The sequence below is a fragment of the Rhodococcus sp. BH5 genome (assembly GCF_027583855.1).
Taxonomy (GTDB): Bacteria; Actinomycetota; Actinomycetes; order Mycobacteriales; family Mycobacteriaceae; genus Rhodococcus_F; species Rhodococcus_F qingshengii.
In genome coordinates, this window is record NZ_JAJHVW010000012.1 from 46,419 (window position 1) to 64,096 (window position 17,678).

General features: G+C 62.0%; 14 protein-coding genes. 1 reads left to right on the forward strand and 13 read right to left on the reverse strand.

The features are described 5' to 3' along the window. The 3 genes from RhoBH5_RS25400 to RhoBH5_RS25410 all read right to left on the reverse strand — a co-directional run bounded on the left by RhoBH5_RS25400 (nt 1) and on the right by RhoBH5_RS25410 (nt 3,994). Nucleotides 1-1,638 (reverse strand): AMP-binding protein, encoded by a 1,638-nt coding sequence (locus RhoBH5_RS25400; RefSeq protein ID WP_270008934.1) that lies wholly within the window; start codon nt 1,636-1,638, stop codon nt 1-3. A 207-nt stretch (nt 1,639-1,845) separates the two neighbouring features. Continuing rightward, nucleotides 1,846-3,123 (reverse strand): MFS transporter, encoded by a 1,278-nt coding sequence (locus tag RhoBH5_RS25405; protein ID WP_085998903.1) that lies wholly within the window; start codon nt 3,121-3,123, stop codon nt 1,846-1,848. 331 nt (nt 3,124-3,454) lie between these two features. Continuing rightward, nucleotides 3,455-3,994, reverse strand: a complete 540-nt coding sequence (locus tag RhoBH5_RS25410; protein ID WP_075832704.1) for a hypothetical protein — start codon at nt 3,992-3,994, stop codon at nt 3,455-3,457. Between the two features lie 184 nt (nt 3,995-4,178). On the opposite strand from RhoBH5_RS25410, the gene RhoBH5_RS25415 reads away from it, so the two are divergent. After that, nucleotides 4,179-5,054: a glycosyltransferase gene (locus tag RhoBH5_RS25415; protein ID WP_029536725.1), complete on the forward strand. Its 876-nt coding sequence runs from the start codon at nt 4,179-4,181 to the stop codon at nt 5,052-5,054. Nucleotides 5,055-5,079: 25 nt separating this feature from the next. On the opposite strand, the gene eutC is transcribed toward RhoBH5_RS25415, so the two are convergent. From eutC to RhoBH5_RS25465, 10 genes are all read right to left on the reverse strand, one after another. Next, nucleotides 5,080-5,853: an ethanolamine ammonia-lyase subunit EutC gene (gene eutC / locus RhoBH5_RS25420; RefSeq protein WP_007730164.1), complete on the reverse strand. Its 774-nt coding sequence runs from the start codon at nt 5,851-5,853 to the stop codon at nt 5,080-5,082. Continuing rightward, the gene (locus RhoBH5_RS25425) at nt 5,850-7,274 is read right to left on the reverse strand and encodes an ethanolamine ammonia-lyase subunit EutB (RefSeq protein ID WP_019744243.1); all 1,425 of its coding nucleotides are present in this window, start codon (nt 7,272-7,274) and stop codon (nt 5,850-5,852) included. Before RhoBH5_RS25425 ends, eutC begins: the two co-directional genes overlap by 4 nt. Beyond that, entirely contained in the window at nt 7,271-8,743 is a 1,473-nt protein-coding gene (eat, locus tag RhoBH5_RS25430; protein ID WP_270008935.1) for an ethanolamine permease, read from the reverse strand. Before eat ends, RhoBH5_RS25425 begins: the two co-directional genes overlap by 4 nt. Nucleotides 8,744-8,908: 165 nt before the next feature. Continuing rightward, complete coding sequence (locus tag RhoBH5_RS25435; protein WP_270008936.1) at nt 8,909-9,469, reverse strand: DUF779 domain-containing protein; 561 nt, start codon at nt 9,467-9,469, stop codon at nt 8,909-8,911. Between the two features lie 91 nt (nt 9,470-9,560). Then, the gene (adh, locus tag RhoBH5_RS25440; RefSeq protein ID WP_007730158.1) at nt 9,561-11,084 is read right to left on the reverse strand and encodes an aldehyde dehydrogenase; all 1,524 of its coding nucleotides are present in this window, start codon (nt 11,082-11,084) and stop codon (nt 9,561-9,563) included. 143 nt (nt 11,085-11,227) lie between these two features. After that, nucleotides 11,228-12,541 (reverse strand): helix-turn-helix domain-containing protein, encoded by a 1,314-nt coding sequence (locus RhoBH5_RS25445; RefSeq protein ID WP_047268928.1) that lies wholly within the window; start codon nt 12,539-12,541, stop codon nt 11,228-11,230. A 105-nt stretch (nt 12,542-12,646) separates the two neighbouring features. Further along, nucleotides 12,647-14,128, reverse strand: coding sequence for a mycofactocin dehydrogenase MftG (gene mftG, locus RhoBH5_RS25450; protein ID WP_166501981.1), 1,482 nt, complete (start codon nt 14,126-14,128; stop codon nt 12,647-12,649). After that, nucleotides 14,125-15,522: a mycofactocin biosynthesis glycosyltransferase MftF gene (mftF, locus tag RhoBH5_RS25455; protein WP_007730153.1), complete on the reverse strand. Its 1,398-nt coding sequence runs from the start codon at nt 15,520-15,522 to the stop codon at nt 14,125-14,127. The genes mftG and mftF overlap by 4 nt, the downstream gene beginning before the upstream one ends. 97 nt (nt 15,523-15,619) lie before the next feature. After that, nucleotides 15,620-16,312, reverse strand: a complete 693-nt coding sequence (gene mftE / locus RhoBH5_RS25460) for a mycofactocin biosynthesis peptidyl-dipeptidase MftE (RefSeq protein ID WP_054186896.1) — start codon at nt 16,310-16,312, stop codon at nt 15,620-15,622. A gap of 98 nt (nt 16,313-16,410) precedes the next feature. After that, nucleotides 16,411-17,649, reverse strand: coding sequence for an HNH endonuclease signature motif containing protein (locus tag RhoBH5_RS25465; protein WP_270008937.1), 1,239 nt, complete (start codon nt 17,647-17,649; stop codon nt 16,411-16,413). Between the last annotated feature and the right edge of the window lie 29 nt (nt 17,650-17,678).

Sequence of the window (17,678 nt, forward strand, 5' to 3'; positions counted from 1 at the left end):
TCAGGCCTGACCGATCAATTCGATCGCCTGTTCTCGCATCGCGATCTTGCGGACCTTGCCCGTGACTGTCATCGGGAACTCTTCGACGACATGGACGTACCGCGGAATCTTGTAGTGCGCGAGCTTGCCGGTGCAGAACGCGCGGACCGAATCGGCGTCGAGATCATCTGCACCTTCGCGCATCTGGACCCACACCATCAATTCCTCGCCGTACTTTGCGTCGGGTACACCGATGACCTGCGCATCGAGAATGTCGGGGTGGGTGTAGAGGAACTCCTCGATCTCACGCGGATAGACGTTCTCGCCACCGCGGATGACCATGTCCTTGATGCGTCCCGTGATGGCGACGTATCCGGCCTCGTCCATGACTCCGATGTCTCCGGTGTGCATCCACCGGGCAGCGTCGATCGCCTCGGCGGTCTTCTCCGGGTTCTCCCAGTATCCGAGCATGACCGAGTAACCACGCGTGCACAGTTCACCCGGCTCGCCACGGGGCACCGTCAATCCGGTTGCCGGATCGACGATCTTGATCTCGAGATGCGGCCCTACCCGTCCGACCGTTTCGGTGCGCTGCTCGATCGAATCGTCCGAGCGGGTCTGCAACGACACCGGCGAGGTCTCCGTCATGCCGTAGCAGATGGACACCTCCGACATGCCCATGCGATCGATGACCTGCTTCATCACCTCGACCGGGCAGGGCGAGCCCGCCATGATGCCGGTGCGAAGGGACGACAGATCGAAGCTGTCGAAGTCCGGCAACGCCAACTCCGCGATGAACATCGTCGGAACGCCGTAGAGGGACGTGCACTTTTCGGCCTGAACGGCTTCGAGCGAAGCACGCGGATCGAAAGCCGGACCCGGAATGACCATGGCAGCACCGTGACTGGTGCACGCAAGGTTGCCCATCACCATGCCGAAGCAGTGGTAGAACGGCACCGGGATGCACACCCGATCGACCTCGCTGTAGTGGCACAACTCGCCGACGAAATAGCCGTTGTTGAGGATGTTGTGGTGACTGAGCGTCGCGCCCTTCGGGAAACCGGTAGTACCCGAGGTGTATTGGATGTTGATCGCATCGTCGGCCGACAACGCGGCCTGGGCTGCGGCGAGCGGAGCCGGATCGCTTGCCTGCGCCGCCAAGCCGTCTGCAAGCACCGCGTCCCACTCGGGTGAACCGAGCAGGAGCACCGACGTCAGATCCGGGCACTGCGGCCGCACCGTCTCGATCATCGACGCGTAGTCCGAGGTCTTGAAGCTGGCCGCAGACACCAGCGTCGAGATCCCGGCCTGCTCGAGCACGTACTGCAACTCGTGCGAGCGGTACGCCGGATTGATGTTGACCAGGATCGCGCCGATCTTTGCCGTCGCGTATTGCGTGAACGCCCATTCCGGACAGTTGGGAGCCCAGATCCCTACCCGATCACCCTTCCCCACACCACGGGAAAGTAGTCCGGCAGCGAGCCCGTTCACCTGCTCGGCGAACTCCCGGTACGTCCATCGTCGACCGCTGGCGTGGTCGATCAACGCATCGCGGTCGCCGTGTGCGGCAACCGTGCGATCGAGGTTGTCTCCGATGGTGTCGCCCAGCATCGGACCGTCCCATACTCCGGACGTATAGCTGGGCAGCGGCGTACTCATGTGTTCTGTCCTCTCCGGTTGCCTGTTCAGGCACCTATGAGAGGGACCGCCGCAGCGGACCCTCTCATCTACGAATTTACTCGATTCGGTGTGATGCACGACATACTTCCCGGTGCGGGGTGGCCGTAACTGTTCAGAGTCCGGACACCCCACCCGCCTGCTGTGCGCCTTTATTAACCGCCGGCGGTTAATAAAGGCGCACAGTGGTTACAGCGCGTGGTCCTTGGTCTCCACGAGTGCCCAGGTGCAGATCAGGCTCAACACGCCCAGGATCGCCAGCATGACTCCGATGGCCATGCTCCCGTAGGCCGAGGCCAGCGGTGCGGCGATCAGCGGCGGCACCGCCCCACCGAGCACTCCGGCGAGGTTGTAGCCGAGGCCGGCACCGGTGTAGCGGTAGCGGGTCTGGAACATTTCCGGAAGCAGCGCACCGCAGGGGCCGTAGGCGATTCCGAAGATCATGAGCGTGCCGAACATTCCGATGATGAACGCGATCGGCGATCCCGTGTCGAGGAGCGGGAACAGCACCAGCGCCCAGACGACGGCCAGACCACACGAGATCATGATGACCTTGCGGCGCCCGATGCGGTCCGAGTACAGAGCGGAAACGACGATCGCCGCACCGAAGACAACCGCGGAAGCGATACCGACCGACAGGACGAACGGACGGGAGAAGCCGAGGGTCTTTGTTCCGTAGCTCGTCAGGAAAGCCGTGCCCATGTAGAAAAACGCGAACAGGCAAGCCAGGGCGCCTGCCGAGAGCAGGATCTCCTTGGTCTGGAACCGCCAAGCATCCAGGAACGGGAGGGTGCGTGGTGCTTCGTTCTTCTGCTCAGCGACGCGCTCTGCCTGCTCCGCCTTGAAGACGGGAGTCTCCTCGATAGCGAGTCGCATGTAGAGGCCGATGCCGACCAACACGATGGAGAACAGGAACGGGATACGCCAGCCGTAGTCGAGGAAAGCCTGGTTGGTGTCGCCGAGAACAGCGCCGGTGATGAGGAAGGTACTGCTCGAGAGAACGAAGGCGATTGCAGGGCCGAGCTGCGGGAACATCGCATACAGACCACGTTTGCCCGGTGGAGCGTATTCCGCCGTGAGCAAGGTTGCGCCTGCCCACTCACCACCGACCGCGAAACCTTGGCCGAATCGCAAGAGCACCAAGATGATCGGGGCCGCGACACCGATGGTTGCAGCACCCGGCAGCAAGCCGATCAGGAGCGTCGAGATACCCATGAGCAGGAGCGTCGAGATCAGCGTCTTCTTGCGACCGATGCGATCACCGAAGTGTCCGAACAACATTGCGCCGACGGGCCGGGCAATGAATGCGACTGCGAAAGTCGCAAACGATGCGACAGTTCCCGCAGTGGCACCGAGCGCGGGGAAGAACACCGTCGGAAAGACAAGTGCCGCAGCGGTTCCGTAGATGAAGAAGTCGTAGAACTCGATAGTCGTGCCGATACAACTCGCGATTGCGACGCGCCGCACACTGGTGGTGTTCTGCGGGGGCTGCGTCGCACCTGCGGCACTCGCACCCCCGGCGCCGGCGGCACTGGTGCCGCCTGTGGGAGAGACTGTGGTCACTCGATTCCTCCGTGGTCCCGTGGTGTCGCCCTGTGGGCATCACCGTCGATAGGAGGAAAGGTAGTGATGTGGCTCACCCCCGCACTACCCCCGAAAGGGGGTACGAGTGATGTCGGTCACGACTTGTATGCAATGGTAACGAGTTTCACGACCCTCGACATGCCGCAGGCCGTCCGATTCGTTCTCACGAATCGGACGGCCCTCGAGAAACGGCGTCACGGTGCAACGCTACGGATCAAGCCTTACCGGCAGCCCCGAACAGTTCCTGACGGATCTCGCCCCACACCGTGGCGTAGGAGTCGATGATCGGTTCGGAAATCCACTTGGACTCCCCCGCTTTCACTTTCGCGAGAGCATCCGAGAAGAGATCCTGGTAACGAGACAACCGCGGAACGAATGCCGACAGATCGTCGAACAGGTTTGCAGCCCGGCGATCCAACTCTGCAAGGGAATCCGCATCTGCGTCATCGATGAGCGCGGCGAACTCTTCGTCCAAGGGAAGGAACGCCTCGTACACCTCACCGATGGAGTCCTCGTCGATCGAGACGCGCTCGGCGTCCAACTGATCTTCGAGTTCTGCCAAACCTTTCTCGGTCAGGCTGATGGCGTTTTCCGCTTCGACCGCTTTGCCCTGCGCGACAAGTGCGTCGTACGCAGCTTGACCGGAAGCCGAGCTGACGCCCAGGTGCTCGGCCAGGACGACCGCTCCGACCCGCTCCTTGAGACGTACTGCTTGGAGCAGTGCCAACTCGTCCACATTGCCAGCGAAGGCCATCGATTTCTCCTACTCACGTGCCGCCTCTGCGGCTCCAGCATCACAGCGGACACCCCTGGGTTTCCGCAGCCCGACAAGGGGCCTGAAAGAATAAGATCACAATCCAGCGGCTGAATGATGCGTTGCCGTTTACCAAAATTCGGAAACAGGGCAAAGTTCCCTTTCTTACGATATCTTTACCCAGGTGATTCCCCGACTAGTCTCGGTGGTGATCCCCGCGTTCAATGCAATGGATCACATCGACGAACAACTCACTGCCCTCTCCGAGCAGGACTATGAAGGCGCATTCGAGGTCCTTGTTGCCGATAACGGGTCCAGTGATGGCCTTGGTACGCACATCGCAAACCATGTGCTTTCTCAGTCACTGACTCTACGACTAATCGATGCGTCCTCCGCCCGAGGCGGTGGGTACGCACGCAACGTAGGTGTTTCGGCCGCACGTGGCGACTTCATCGCATTCTGCGACGCAGACGATCGTGTTCACCCGTCTTGGCTCACAGCTCTTACACATGCTGCGGCGAACGCGCATGCAGTTGGTGGAGTTGTAGAAACAATGTCGATCAACTCCGCCGAGGTAGCTTCATGGCGCACGTTTACGAACACACAGTTCGGCAGCGATGATTTTCTTCCCTACGGAATAACCTGCACATTCGGTATTTGGCGATCTGCCTTCGACCAGGTCGACGGTTTCGATCTTCGCTACGTGAACTCCGGTGAAGACATCGATCTCAGCTGGCGCCTCCAATTGGCAGGAATGAAGTTGGCTCACGCACCCGAGGCAGTCGTCGCGTATCGCCTGCGCAGCACTTATCGCGAAACGTGGAATCAGACGCGCGCATACGGGATGGCGTCAGCCCAGCTCTACTCACATTTTCGAGAATTCGGTCACCGCCGTACCCCAATGAGAACCCTTGGAACTACTTTACTCGCGCTTCTGCTTTTCAATCCGCTTGTTCCGAGCAGGTTCTCTCCAATTCCGCGTGGAAGGTGGTTCGTTCACGCCGGCAATCTCGTCGGCAAACTCCAGGGCAGCCTCAAGTATCGCGTGCTGTATCTCTGACGCAGAAATCTGCCAATTCCGTCAATTAATCGAGCGTCAGCACTTCTCCCGACGCAACGGCGTCGGCGCGAGAGGTGTCCTTGAGGTCGACGCCGGAGCGGCCCAACTGGCGCGCTCCCGTCACCAATCCCAGGACGACACGAGCAGCCTGCTCGTATCCGAGTCCCTCGGGTGGGTGGACATTGGAAATGCAGTTTCGATCCGCGTCGGTACGACCGACGCGCGGAAGGTGAGTCAGATAGATCCCGACGCTGTCCGCAACGGAGAGCCCTGGACGTTCGCCGATCAGGACGATCGCCGTCTGCACTCCCATCGCGGCAGCGATGTGATCACCCAGTGCCACACGGGCATTCGTGGCGATCACCGGCGGCGCGATCGAGTACCGCTCCCCCAACACCGTGACCAACGCAGACAGTAATTGCTCGCCGTGGTCCATCAGTGCTCGCGGCGAGAGTCCGTCGGCGAGGATGAACCCGATTTCCTTGTCGGAACTCGAGATCGCACCCAGGTCAGCCGGTTGGCGCCCCAGGTCAGGTCTCCGAAGATACTCACTGCGGGTGGAGACGCTGCTCGCCACCACCACCGGCGCCCCGATGCCCACCCCTTCGACCCGACTGGCAAGCGTCTCGGAGTCGAGTGGCTCGTGGACCGCGTCGCGGGCTGCGGCGTGAGCTGCCTTGAATTCGAGAACCCGCTTGGTGGGCAACGAATCTCCGGCACGCCCCAGCCCGATACGCGATTGTGTGGTCTTGCGCAGTGGACCCCAGAAATCGAGGATCGGTGCCTGATCTTCGGTCATGAGTTCACCGTCAAAGCCCGCAACGGCGACATTTCGGCATCGATCGGAAGAACCCGACCGTTTGCGTCGGTCATCCCCAAGTTGTGGAGCCAGGTCTCGAACTCCGGGGCGGGCTGCAAACCGAGAACCTTACGCACATACAGCGCGTCGTGGAACGCCAGACTTTGATAGCCGAGCATCACGTCGTCGGCGCCGGGCACCGCGATCACGAACGCCGCGCCGGCGACGCCCAGCAAGGTGAGCAGGTTGTCCATGTCGTCTTGATCGGCTTCGGCGTGGTTGGTGTAGCAGACGTCCACTCCCATCGGCAGCCCGAGGAGTTTTCCGCAGAAGTGATCCTCCAAGCCCGCGCGAATGATCTGCTTGCCGTCGTAGAGATACTCGGGACCGATGAAGCCGACCACCGTGTTGACCAGCAGCGGTTCGAGATCACGTGCCACTGCGTATGCCCTGGTCTCGAGTGTCTGCTGATCGACCGGGGCTCCGCCGGTGCCGTAGTGGGCACCTGAGCTGAGGGCGGACCCCTGCCCCGTCTCCAGGTACATGACGTTGTTGCCGACCGTTCCGCGGTTCAAGGAGCGCCCGGCCTCGTTGCCCTCACGCAGGAGCGGAATGTTCACTCCGAAACCGGAATTGGCGCCTTCGGTACCGGCAATCGATTGGAAGACAAGATCGACCGGCACCCCCGATTCGATCAGTCCGATCGTGGTGGTCACGTGCGAGAGCACGCACGACTGAGTCGGGATCTCGAATCGCTGACGGATGTCGTCGAGCAGGTGGAGCAGATCCGAGGTGGCCTGGGGTGAGTCCGTCGCGGGGTTGATACCGATGACGGCGTCGCCACATCCCATCAGGAGACCGTCCAATGTGGCCGCCGCGATGCCGCGTGGATCGTCTGTCGGGTGGTTTGGCTGGAGTCGGGTGCTCAGCCGGCCGGGCAGTCCGATGGTCGTACGGAACCCCGCGGTCACGGTGATGGCCTTCGCGACGGCGATCAGGTCCTGATTGCGCATGATCTTGCTGACCGCCGCAACCATCTCGGGGGTGAGCCCGGGACTTACGGCGGACAACCGTGCGGAAGCTTCCGGCGCCGACGCGGTCTCGAGCAACCAGTCTCGTAGTCCGCCGACAGTCAGGTGCGCCACCGGCGCAAAGGCCAGGCGATCGTGGCTGTCGATGATGAGCCTGGTTACCTCGTCGTCCTCGTACGGAACCAACAGATCTTCGAGGAACACCGTCAACGGAAGATCAGCCAGAACCCATTGAGCAGCAGCACGTTCGGCGTCGGAGCTTGCCGCGCAACCGGCTAGTTCGTCACCCGACCGCAGTGGTGTCGCTTTTGCCATCAGATCGACGAGACCGTCGAACGAGTAGTTGGTTCCGGATACCTGCTGGTGATACTTGGCCATCCCGCGACTCATCCCAATTCTTCTTCCGCCTGTGCAAGTACAGCAAACTCCTCGTCCGGCGAGTTGGCAACAAGGTGGTGACGACTGTAGAGACCGAAGTACGCCATCAGAACTCCGAAGGCAACCAACGTCAGCAATGCCGCAACGGGATCGACCAGGAAGGTGGCCACCACCGACACTGCCGCGATCACGAGCGCAAACGAGGTGGTGGCGATACCGCCGGGCGTGCGGTACGGGCGCGGCATGTTCGGCTCACGCTTACGAAGAACGATGTGACTCACCATCATCAGGACGTAGCTTACTGCCGCGCCGAACACCGCCATGTTGAGCAACATTGCACCTTCACCGGTGAGTGAGAGCGCGAAGCCGATGATTCCGGGTACGACGAGCGCGAGAGTGGGGGCCTTGCGCTTGTTGGTCACCGACAGGTTCTTCGGCAGATAGCCGGCGCGGGAGAGCGCAAACGTCTGGCGTGAGTAGGCGTACATGATCGAGAAGAAGCTCGCGACCAGACCGGCAAGTCCGATGTAGTTGACGGCCTTTGCCGCTCCGCTGTCCCCCAGAGCCTCGACGAGCGGATTTCCGGAGGTGGACAGGGCGTCTGCGCCGAGCGCACCGGTGGCGAGGAAGAGAACCGTTGCGCCTGTGACGATCAGGATCAACATGCTGATGATGATGCCGCGGGGGACGTTCTTCTCCGGCTCACGTGCTTCCTCGGCGGCCAGCGGTACACCTTCGACCGCAAGGAAGAACCAGATCGCGAAGGGCACGGCGGCCCAGATTCCGAGCAGACCGAATGGCAGGAACGACGACGATCCGACTGCGCTGGTGTCGACGGCGATATCGGTGAGGTTGGACGAATCGAAAAGGCCGACAGCCGAAACCGCGAACACGACCAGGCCGACGAGTGCAATGGCGGTGATGATGAACATCGCCTTGAGTGCCTCACCGGCGCCGGTGAGGTGAATGCCGATGAAGATCGCGTACACCGCGAGGTACACCCACCAGCCGTCGGTGATCCCGAACAGGTTCAGGGACTCGACGTACGCACCGATGAAGGTCGCGATCGCTGCGGGTGCTATCGAGTACTCGATGAGAATTGCTGTGCCGGTGGCAAATCCGCCCCAGGGCCCCATGGCCCGTCTGGCAAACGTGTATCCACCACCAGCGGCAGGAAGTGCCGACGACATCTCGGCCATACCGAGCACCATCGCCAGGTATATACCCGCGATGACAACCGCCGCGATGAGAAGGCCACCGAAACCACCTTCGGCCAGACCGTTGTTCCAGCCGGCGTAGTCACCGGAAATCACATAGCTGACACCCAACCCCGCAAGCAGCACCCACCCTGCTGTTCCCTTTCGGAGTGTTCGTTTCTCCAGATACGAATTGTCTTCCGCATGGAAGTCTGCGCCGTCGTGGTGTGCACCCGCGGCACCGGCGTTTTTGCCGGTTGCGTGGTCGGAAAGAGACATGTCCATCCTCTGAATCGGTCAAGAATGAGACGACGCACGGTGGATGCGTCGCGTGAAATGAACGGTATGTGGGCGATGTACGGAGAAGGTCGCCTGGAGATGACCGTGCTGTTAACTGGCTGTCATGTGAGCGGCCCCGAGTCTGTTCAGATCTTCTTCAGGCTGCCGTTCTCAGGATCGGGCGGCCGCGCCCGGCACCGGGCAGGCGTCGACGGCCTCGGCGACCACCTGGGGAACCGTCGGGGGCAAAGGACGCACGCCCGCTTCCCAATCAGCGCCCACGAGAATGCTCGACGCGCCGAGTGCTTCGTTTTCGTCCGGTGTGAATGCCCTTGCTCGACTGAGGAATCTGAATCCTTCAGGAGACTCCAGGCTGAATCCACTGCCGCGGCCGGGCACGACGTCCAGTACCAACTGGGTGTGCTTCCAGGCTTCGAACTGTGATCCGGAAATCCAGACCTGTACAGCGTCGGTTCCGGTGGGAAGGTCTTCGGGAGTCTCTCCGACAGCAAGTCGGAGATCGACGATTCCGAGTAGTACGTCACGGTCCCCGACGATGAATTCGCCTGAGGGATAACACATCGGGGCCGAGCCGTCGCAGCATCCGCCGGATTGATGCATCATCAGTTCGCCGTGAGTCCCGCTGAGGCGGCGCAGGAGGTCAGCCGCCCCAGCGGTGGTCACCAACCGGGGTGGAACGGCGCCGGTATCGGGTGCGTCCGTGGCGCTCATTCCAACCTCCGTGTGTTTGTGCAGGTTTCGCGTGTTGCAGTCTTGCTCACCGGCACCCGCAGCGAGGGGCTCACGGGTGCCGGTGGGTAGATCAGAAGAAGCCCTGAGCCTTCTGGGCGTAGCTGACCAGGAGGTTCTTGGTCTGCTGGTAGTGCGAGAGCATCATCAGGTGGTTCTCGCGGCCGATGCCGGACTGCTTGTATCCACCGAAAGCGGCGTGTGCCGGGTACTGGTGGTACGTGTTGGTCCAGACGCGACCGGCTTGGATGTCGCGGCCTGCGCGGTAAGCAACTCCGCCGTCGCGGGACCAGACACCGGCGCCCAAACCGTAGAGCGTGTCGTTGGCGATTTCGATGGCCTCGTCGTAGTCCTTGAACGAGGTGACCGAGACGACGGGTCCGAAGATCTCTTCCTGGAAGATGCGCATCTTGTTGTTGCCGGTGAACACCGTCGGCTGGACGTAGTAGCCGCCGGACAGGTCTCCGCCGAGTTCGGCTCGCTCACCACCGGTGATGACCTTAGCGCCTTCGGCCTTGCCGATCTCGATGTACGAGAGGATCTTCTCGAGCTGATCGTTGCTGGCCTGGGCACCGATCATGGTGTCGGTGTCGAGCGGATCCCCTTGGCGCACAGCCTTGGTGCGGATGGCTGCCATCGCGAGGAACTCGTCGAAGATGTCTTCCTGGATCAGCGAACGTGACGGGCAGGTGCAGACCTCGCCCTGGTTGAGGGCGAACATCGTGAAGCCCTCGAGTGCCTTGTCCTGGTAGTCGTCGTTTGAGGCGAGAACGTCGGAGAAGAAGATGTTGGGGCTCTTGCCACCGAGTTCGAGGGTGACGGGGATGAGGTTCTGCGACGCGTACTGCATGATCAGGCGACCGGTGGTGGTCTCACCGGTGAACGCGATCTTCTTGATACGCGGGCTGGACGCGAGCGGCTTTCCGGCCTCGACGCCGAAGCCGTTGACGATGTTGAGAACACCGGCAGGCAGCAGGTCACCGATGATGCCGATGAGGTGCAGGATCGAGACTGGCGTCTGCTCGGCAGGCTTGAGCACGATGGCATTGCCGGCAGCGAGGGCGGGGGCAAGCTTCCACACGGCCATGAGGATCGGGAAGTTCCACGGAATGATCTGGCCGACTACGCCGAGCGGCTCGTGGAAGTGGTACGCCACGGTGTCGGAGTTGATCTCCGAGAGCGAACCTTCCTGCGCGCGAATAGCTCCCGCGAAGTATCGGAAGTGATCGATGGCGAGCGGAATGTCGGCGTTGAGGGTCTCGCGGATCGGCTTGCCGTTGTCCCACGACTCGGCGAGTGCGATGGATTCGAGGTTCTCCTCCATACGATCAGCGATCTTGTTCAAGATGATCGCGCGCTCGGCGACCGAGGTCTTGCCCCAGGCCGGAGCTGCTGCGTGCGCTGCGTCGAGAGCGAGTTCGATGTCTTCTGCGGTGGAACGAGCCACATCACAGAAATTCTGTCCGGTCACCGGTGTCGGGTTCTCGAAGTACTGACCCTTGACCGGAGCAACCCATTCGTTGCCGATCCAGTTGTCGTATCGAGACTGGAAGGACATGATCGCGTCGGCGGTACCTGGGCGGGCGTACACGGTCATTGCAAGCTCCTATGTAAACGTGATCTTCCTGGGCGCACCCACCAAATCGGTGACTGCAATCCCACCCCCCGGTGGGGTGTGATTCACAACACTAGGAGTTGCAACGTTGCAAGTACGTTGCGTGCGAGAAACGCGGATGATTCTCAGATGCCCAACTGGCGGTCGAGGAGATCAATTCTTGCCTGGACCTGCGAATACAGCGGAGATTGAGGATCCAACGTGGACAGGTAGGCCTCCCACACGACTGAGTCTTCGCGGCCGTGCACCGACGTGGTCCACCGGGCCAGAAGGTTGGCGTCACCTCCACGCAGCAGAGCTGCCTGGACCCTGGTGCGTAGTTCTTCCCGCACCTCTTCGATGCCGGGAGACGCCGAGCCCGCCAGCACCGGGCCCGAATACAGTTTCATCGCCGTCGCTGCGTCGCCTCGATCCAACGCTGCCCGCACCTCGCCGACATCTGTCGTGAACTCCGTGATGATCCGATAGGGGCGCGAAGCCAGCCGGTCGGCACCGAAAACCTTACGAAGCCGCGACATTTCCGCGCGAATGGTCACTGCGTCGAGTTCGCCCTCGTCGAGCAGGACCGCAAGGTGGTCGGAGCTGAGACCCTCCGGGTGTTCGGAAAGCAGAAGGAGAATCTCGGCGTGACGCTGCGAAATCGGGATGCGGTCACCGCCGCGAACCAGCGTCGGCCGGCCGGCACCGAATGTTTCGAGGCGCGGAGCCGTGGCACTGAGTGGGATGGGCGAGTTCAAGAGATGGAATCGCAATTCCGATTCGGCGGCCGCGACAGTTGCACGGATCAGTGACAGCACTTCGGGAACCGCAACCCTGGGACCACCGGTGATGTCGATGGCACCAAGGATTTGCCCAGTGGTGGGATCGTGGACGGGTGCGGCCGAACAACTCCAGTCGTGCACGGTTCGGTTGAAATGCTCGGATCCGAAAATCTGTACGGAGTGATCGAGAGCAAGCGCCGTTCCCGGCGCATTGGTGCCGACACGATCTTCGCTCCAATCGGCGCCTTCGACGAAGTTCATGGACAACGCCTTGTCCTTGGCCGAGTTGTCACCCTCCACCCAGAGCAATCGACCGTGTGCGTCACTGATCGCGATCAGTAGTCCGGTCTCGGCAGCATCTTCCACCAGGAGTTTCCGAATCACCGGACGGATCAGTGACATGGGATGCGCGGAGCGATATTTTTCGAGCTCCAACCCTTCGAGCATCTCAGGGTTGCCGACCACATCGGGATTTACCCCCTTGTTGCGGCTACGCATCCAGGACTCGAGTACGACCGAGCGGACATGGGAGTCGTCGGTCAGCCCCTGGCCGGGCACGCCGCGAGCATCGATGAACGACTGATGGGCAGACGAAAGTCGCCGCGCGAGTAACGCGACGTCATCGCCTGGCCTGACCGCCACCCACGGGTTGCCGGGCACAGCCTGTTCACGTGCCATATTTTGCGTTCCTCCGCTCCGTGGACCACTGTAACGCCGATCACAGCCCATAGGCGAGAACGACCATTCGGTATGACTGCCGACCCAGCCTGCCGCCCCTCGCGGTCACTCGTCACCGAGCAGAATGGCGCTTGCTCGTTCCGCGACCATCACCGCGGTCGCATGCGGGCCGCGGGTCGGGATCGTCGGCAGGATTGACGTGTCAACAATACTGAGTCCTTGCGCGCCGATCACACGGCACCGACCGTCGACGACTGCGAACGGGTCCGCCTCGGCACCCATCACGCAACTACCGGACATATGAAGCGACGTTCCCAGGCGGGATTCGACCCACTCATCGGTGTACTCCACGACGGGGCGATCGATCAACCCCGTCTCGGCGATCGACTCGAGAAGATTCTCGGCGATCTGCATCCCTTCCCGAATGGCAGCTCGATCGTGCGCCGACGCGACGTAGTTGTACCGAATACGCGGCGCCCCAGCGGGATCCCGCGATGCCAGTTCGATGCTTCCCCGGCTGTGCGGCGCCATGAGGACCACTCCGACGCCGTGGTCCATGCGAGGCACACCGGGAACCAGTTCGGTGAAAGATGCGGTGTACGGACGAATTTCGATCTCAGCGAGGTTGAGGGCTGTCTCCAGCACCGGAGTCTGCGATCGAATCGTGCGGGGCTTCGAAAAATGGTACGGCAGCAGCACTTCCGGGTGGTCGACGAAGTTCTGTCCGACGCCCGGTCGATCGAGAACGACGGAAACTCCCTGCCCTACAAGTTGTTCCGCTGGACCAACACCGGAATTCAGGAGAATGTGCGGTGTCGCCACCGCACCCGAACACACGACCACATGGTCGGCACGAATGCGTCGGACATTGCCGTCGCCGAGAACGTCGACGCCGATCGCACGGGTACCCGAGAACGCGATACGAATGACGTTCACTCCGGATTCCACCCGCAGATTCGGCCGGTGCAACGCCGGCATCAGATACCCGATCGCCGTACTGATCCGACGATGATCCGACACGTTCAGTGGCACTCGGCCCACCCCGAACGAGTCCGGCGCATTCTTGTCGACGTCGTCGGGAAAGCCTGCTCCGAGCGCTGCCGCATGAAACTCGCCGCTCAGTGGATGCAGTTGGTCCCACGCTCGACGCTCGACCGGGATCGGTCCGGCGGTCCCGTGGAACTCGCTCTCGAAATCACGATCCGTTTCGGACTTCTTGAAGTACGGCAAGACGTCGTCGTATCGCCATGAACTCGGCCAATTCTCGAAATCAGCACGGGTCGCGCGGGTGAAGTACGCACCGTTGACGGCTCCGGATCCACCGAGTGTCCGCCCCCGCGCAATTGTGGACGCCCGACGCGGCGTCAGTTCGACCGGATAGGTCCACGTGTATTCGCTCGCAGGTCCGACCGGCAGTCGGTACGGATCACCCAGGACGTCCGGGAGTTCGAGCGCCGATCGATATCCGCTTCCCGATTCGAGGAGCATCACCGTGGCGGATGGATCTTCACTGAGCCTGGCTGCGACCACGCAACCACACGTGCCACCACCGACAACCAGGAAATCTGCGTAGTCGGCTTCTGTCACTTGGTGATTCGAGGTTTCAGCGCCGCCCAGTCGCGGGCGTCGAATGCGCCACGCCAGAGTCCGGCTCCATACGCGATGTCGTCGGCTCGTTTGAAGAAGACGTACCGAACCGGTCCCAGCCCGCCTGGCTCACGGTGGCGATACCAGTCCACCAAACCTTCGGTGACTGCTGCAGCGACGGCCAGCCGCCGGATTCGCCTGGAGGCGATCACCGCCAGGAGCGTCACGGGCCAGTAGTGACGACACATTGCCGAGGCGAGTTGCCAGAATCCGCCGACAACTCCCTGCGCGGTGAGGATCGCCGCGATCCGGGTGGGTTGACTCAGGCCGGTGAACATCTTTCGCAGCCGGTAAACGGTAAACAGCAAAGCGCCGAGTGCGCCGGCAAGACCGGAACGGGTCAGTGTTGCGGCGGCGATGCACGCGAAGAGCGTCGAGAACGACATCGCCATCGGCGGAACCGAACCCTCGTGTCTTGCAGCCAACGGCGCCGCACCCGTGCCGTAGAACGCTCTCCTGGCGAACCACTTGTCGAACTGAACTCGATGATCGTGGGCGACATGCGCAACCGGTTCGTACCTCAGTCGCCAACCCGCAGCCTGCAGTCGCCAGCAGAAATCGACGTCCTCGGCTACTTCGAGACTCTCGTCGAAACCGTTGCATTCGAGTGCCACGTCGCGCCGGACGATCACGGCGGCGCTGGGGACATAGGCGACCGGACTGCCCGACTTCACCGCAGCTTCCTTGCGTCCGAGGTCGAGAGACGATCGCATGTTCTCGTACCGCGCCAGCGCCGTCCCGTACGGATCGAGGGCGACGATGCGGGGTGCAACAAGGGCAACCCCCGGATCGCTGAAGTGACCCAACATCAACTCGAGCCAACCGGCACGCGGTATGACGTCGGAGTCCAGAAAAGCTACGAAACGTGTTTGGGCCGAACGCAATCCCGAGTTTCTCGCTGCCGAGGGTCCGCGGGCACTCTCGTGCCGGACCACTGTGATGGTGCCGGTGCCCGGGCAGGCGCGACGGGGCTCCACCGGCACTTCCGAACCGTCGTCGACAACGATGACGGTCAGATCCTTGAGGACGGGCAATAGGCGTTCGACGCCGGCCTGGTTGTCCTTGACCGGAATCACGACCGTGACATCGGCAGCGGACGGCGTCGACATCGGACGAGGATTCGCGACACCTGAATCGAGAAGGTGTCGCGCAACCGCAGCGCTCTGCTGATCGACCACCTCGAGGAAGCCGTCACCGATCATCGCCGCAGCCGTCGGCGCCAGCTTGAGCATCCGCGTCGGAGATCCGCCGATGAGTACCCGGCCACCCGAGTACGTGCGCACCTTGGGGTCCAACCGAATGCCGAAGCCGTCGGGGAGTCTTGCTGGTCGCATCAGATGATCGTAAGGGACGTAGCCCGTCGTGCTGCAACTCGTCGCAGCCTCGAAAGCCGTCGCAGGTGGACCGTCCGCCCCCACTCGGTCGTGGTCGTCACCGAAGCCTCCCATCTGGACCAGGCTCCCACCGGGCCAGTCCATCCGTCACGCGTCCTACCAACTCACCGAAGATGTATGCGCCGTCTTCGGCGGTAGCCCCGACTGGATTGCCGAGAACGCCGTTTTGCGACACAGCGACCATACCGCCCGAACGCATTCCTGGCATCAGGTCCGCGATAGGAGACAAATTTCCTGTCTCAGCAAGGCTCATGTGCACCAAATCGGGCGAAAGGTGCAGCAATAGGCTCGTTTCAGTGTGTCCGGCATGCGCGTCGGCACCCGGAACAGCGCACGGCGCCCAAGCAGCATCACGCCCCTCATACCGCAGAAGTGCCACCGCTTTGGCCAATGCGGGACCATTTCCGCCGTGGCCGTTGACGAACAGCACCCGCTTCGTCCATCTGAACGCCGACCTTCCGTATTCGACGACGACGGTTTCCATAGCCTCGGCACCGATCGAAATCGTGCCGGCAAACCCTTCGTGTTCGCCGCTCGCCCCGTATTCGATGGCCGGGGCCACGACGACGTCGGGCAGAGCCTGTGCGACTGCTCTCGCGATCCGAGTGTCGGTATCGAGAGGCAGGTGCGGTCCGTGTTGTTCGAAAGAACCGACCGGGACCACGACGGTGAGCGCAGTGCCCTCGAGCGCAGGACTCGGGATGGCAGCAAGGTCACGCGGAGAACTCATCCCCCGATCGTATTGGTGCGGGCCCCTCCCACCGCAACACTGCATGCGGATACACCGGGGGATTGTTGTGCCCCGGCGTATTCGTCAGTTGTCGCGGTTCACGCCGCTGTCGGTGGGCTGTTCCCACCGATCGGCTGCTGATACGGATCAACGGACATCGGTGGGTAGAACACCGATTTGCGATCCGGCCCGATCTCCACCCGCCACTCCGTGTGATGCAGCGTCCGGTGATGATGACCGGACAACAAGATCAGATTGTCGAGATCCGTTGGGCCACCATCGTTCCAGTGAACAATATGATGGGCATCGCACCACCCCGACGGTGTCCCGCACCCCGGAAACGCACACCCACCATCACGAACCGCCAACGCCCGCCGCTGCGGCACCGTCGCCGTTCGCGCTTCCTTACCGCACTCGAGCGGAACCCCGTTCTCATCCAACAAAATCCGCGTGACCGTGCAGTCGCACGCCAACATCCGGGCAGTATCGATACTGATCGGGCCCACCCAATCCGCCCACGCAAATCCGAGTTCTTCGGTGGACGGCAGGAGGTCCTTCAACGCTTGCAGGTCCGTCATGTCTTTTGCGCTGGCGGTGACCGTGATGTGTGGTTTCACTCCGCCCTCGATCGGACCCAACCCCGCCCGCTCGTACCGCCGCAACAACTCGCAGAACCCATCCGCCCGCCGCAGCGCCGGAGTACGCGTGTCCTTCACGCCGTCCTTCTCCGGCGTCGGCGCCGACAGGCTCGACAACAACGTGATCAACCGTGCCCCGTTCACAGCATCCAGGTCGCCCTTCACAGTCACTCTGCCGTACAAGCCTTTCGAGGCGTAGAACTCGTTACGCTCCGAATCCTCACCCACCGGAACGCCGTCCTCACGCTTGCCGTACTGCTTCTCGATCCGCCGGATCGCCGCCCGCACCGCATCACAATCGGCAATGTTCTGCGACGCCAACCCCAACAGAATCCCGCGAGCCTTGTCCACATCCGCCAGGGTCATGTTCTTCGGTGGATGCTGACAAAACGACGCCACCTGACGGGCTTTCAACGCATCCACGTCACCACGGTGAAACGCATCGCCCACAACAGGCTCGAGCATCAACAACCTCGCCAACCCGACCAACAGACTGCACTCACCGATCTCCAAATTCGTCGAACCATGCAACCACTGCGCGATCGCCCGAAAACCTCTCCCGCCGAGAACCTCCCGGGAAAACATCTCCACGATCAACAACACCATCCGCGACTGCAACTCGTGCCGGGCGCGCACCAGATCGAGAACCTCGCTCTTGAGGCCCACGCCATCCAGTTGCCACGCTTCCCGACTGTCCATGCTCAAAACATACTTTCGAGAACCAGGGA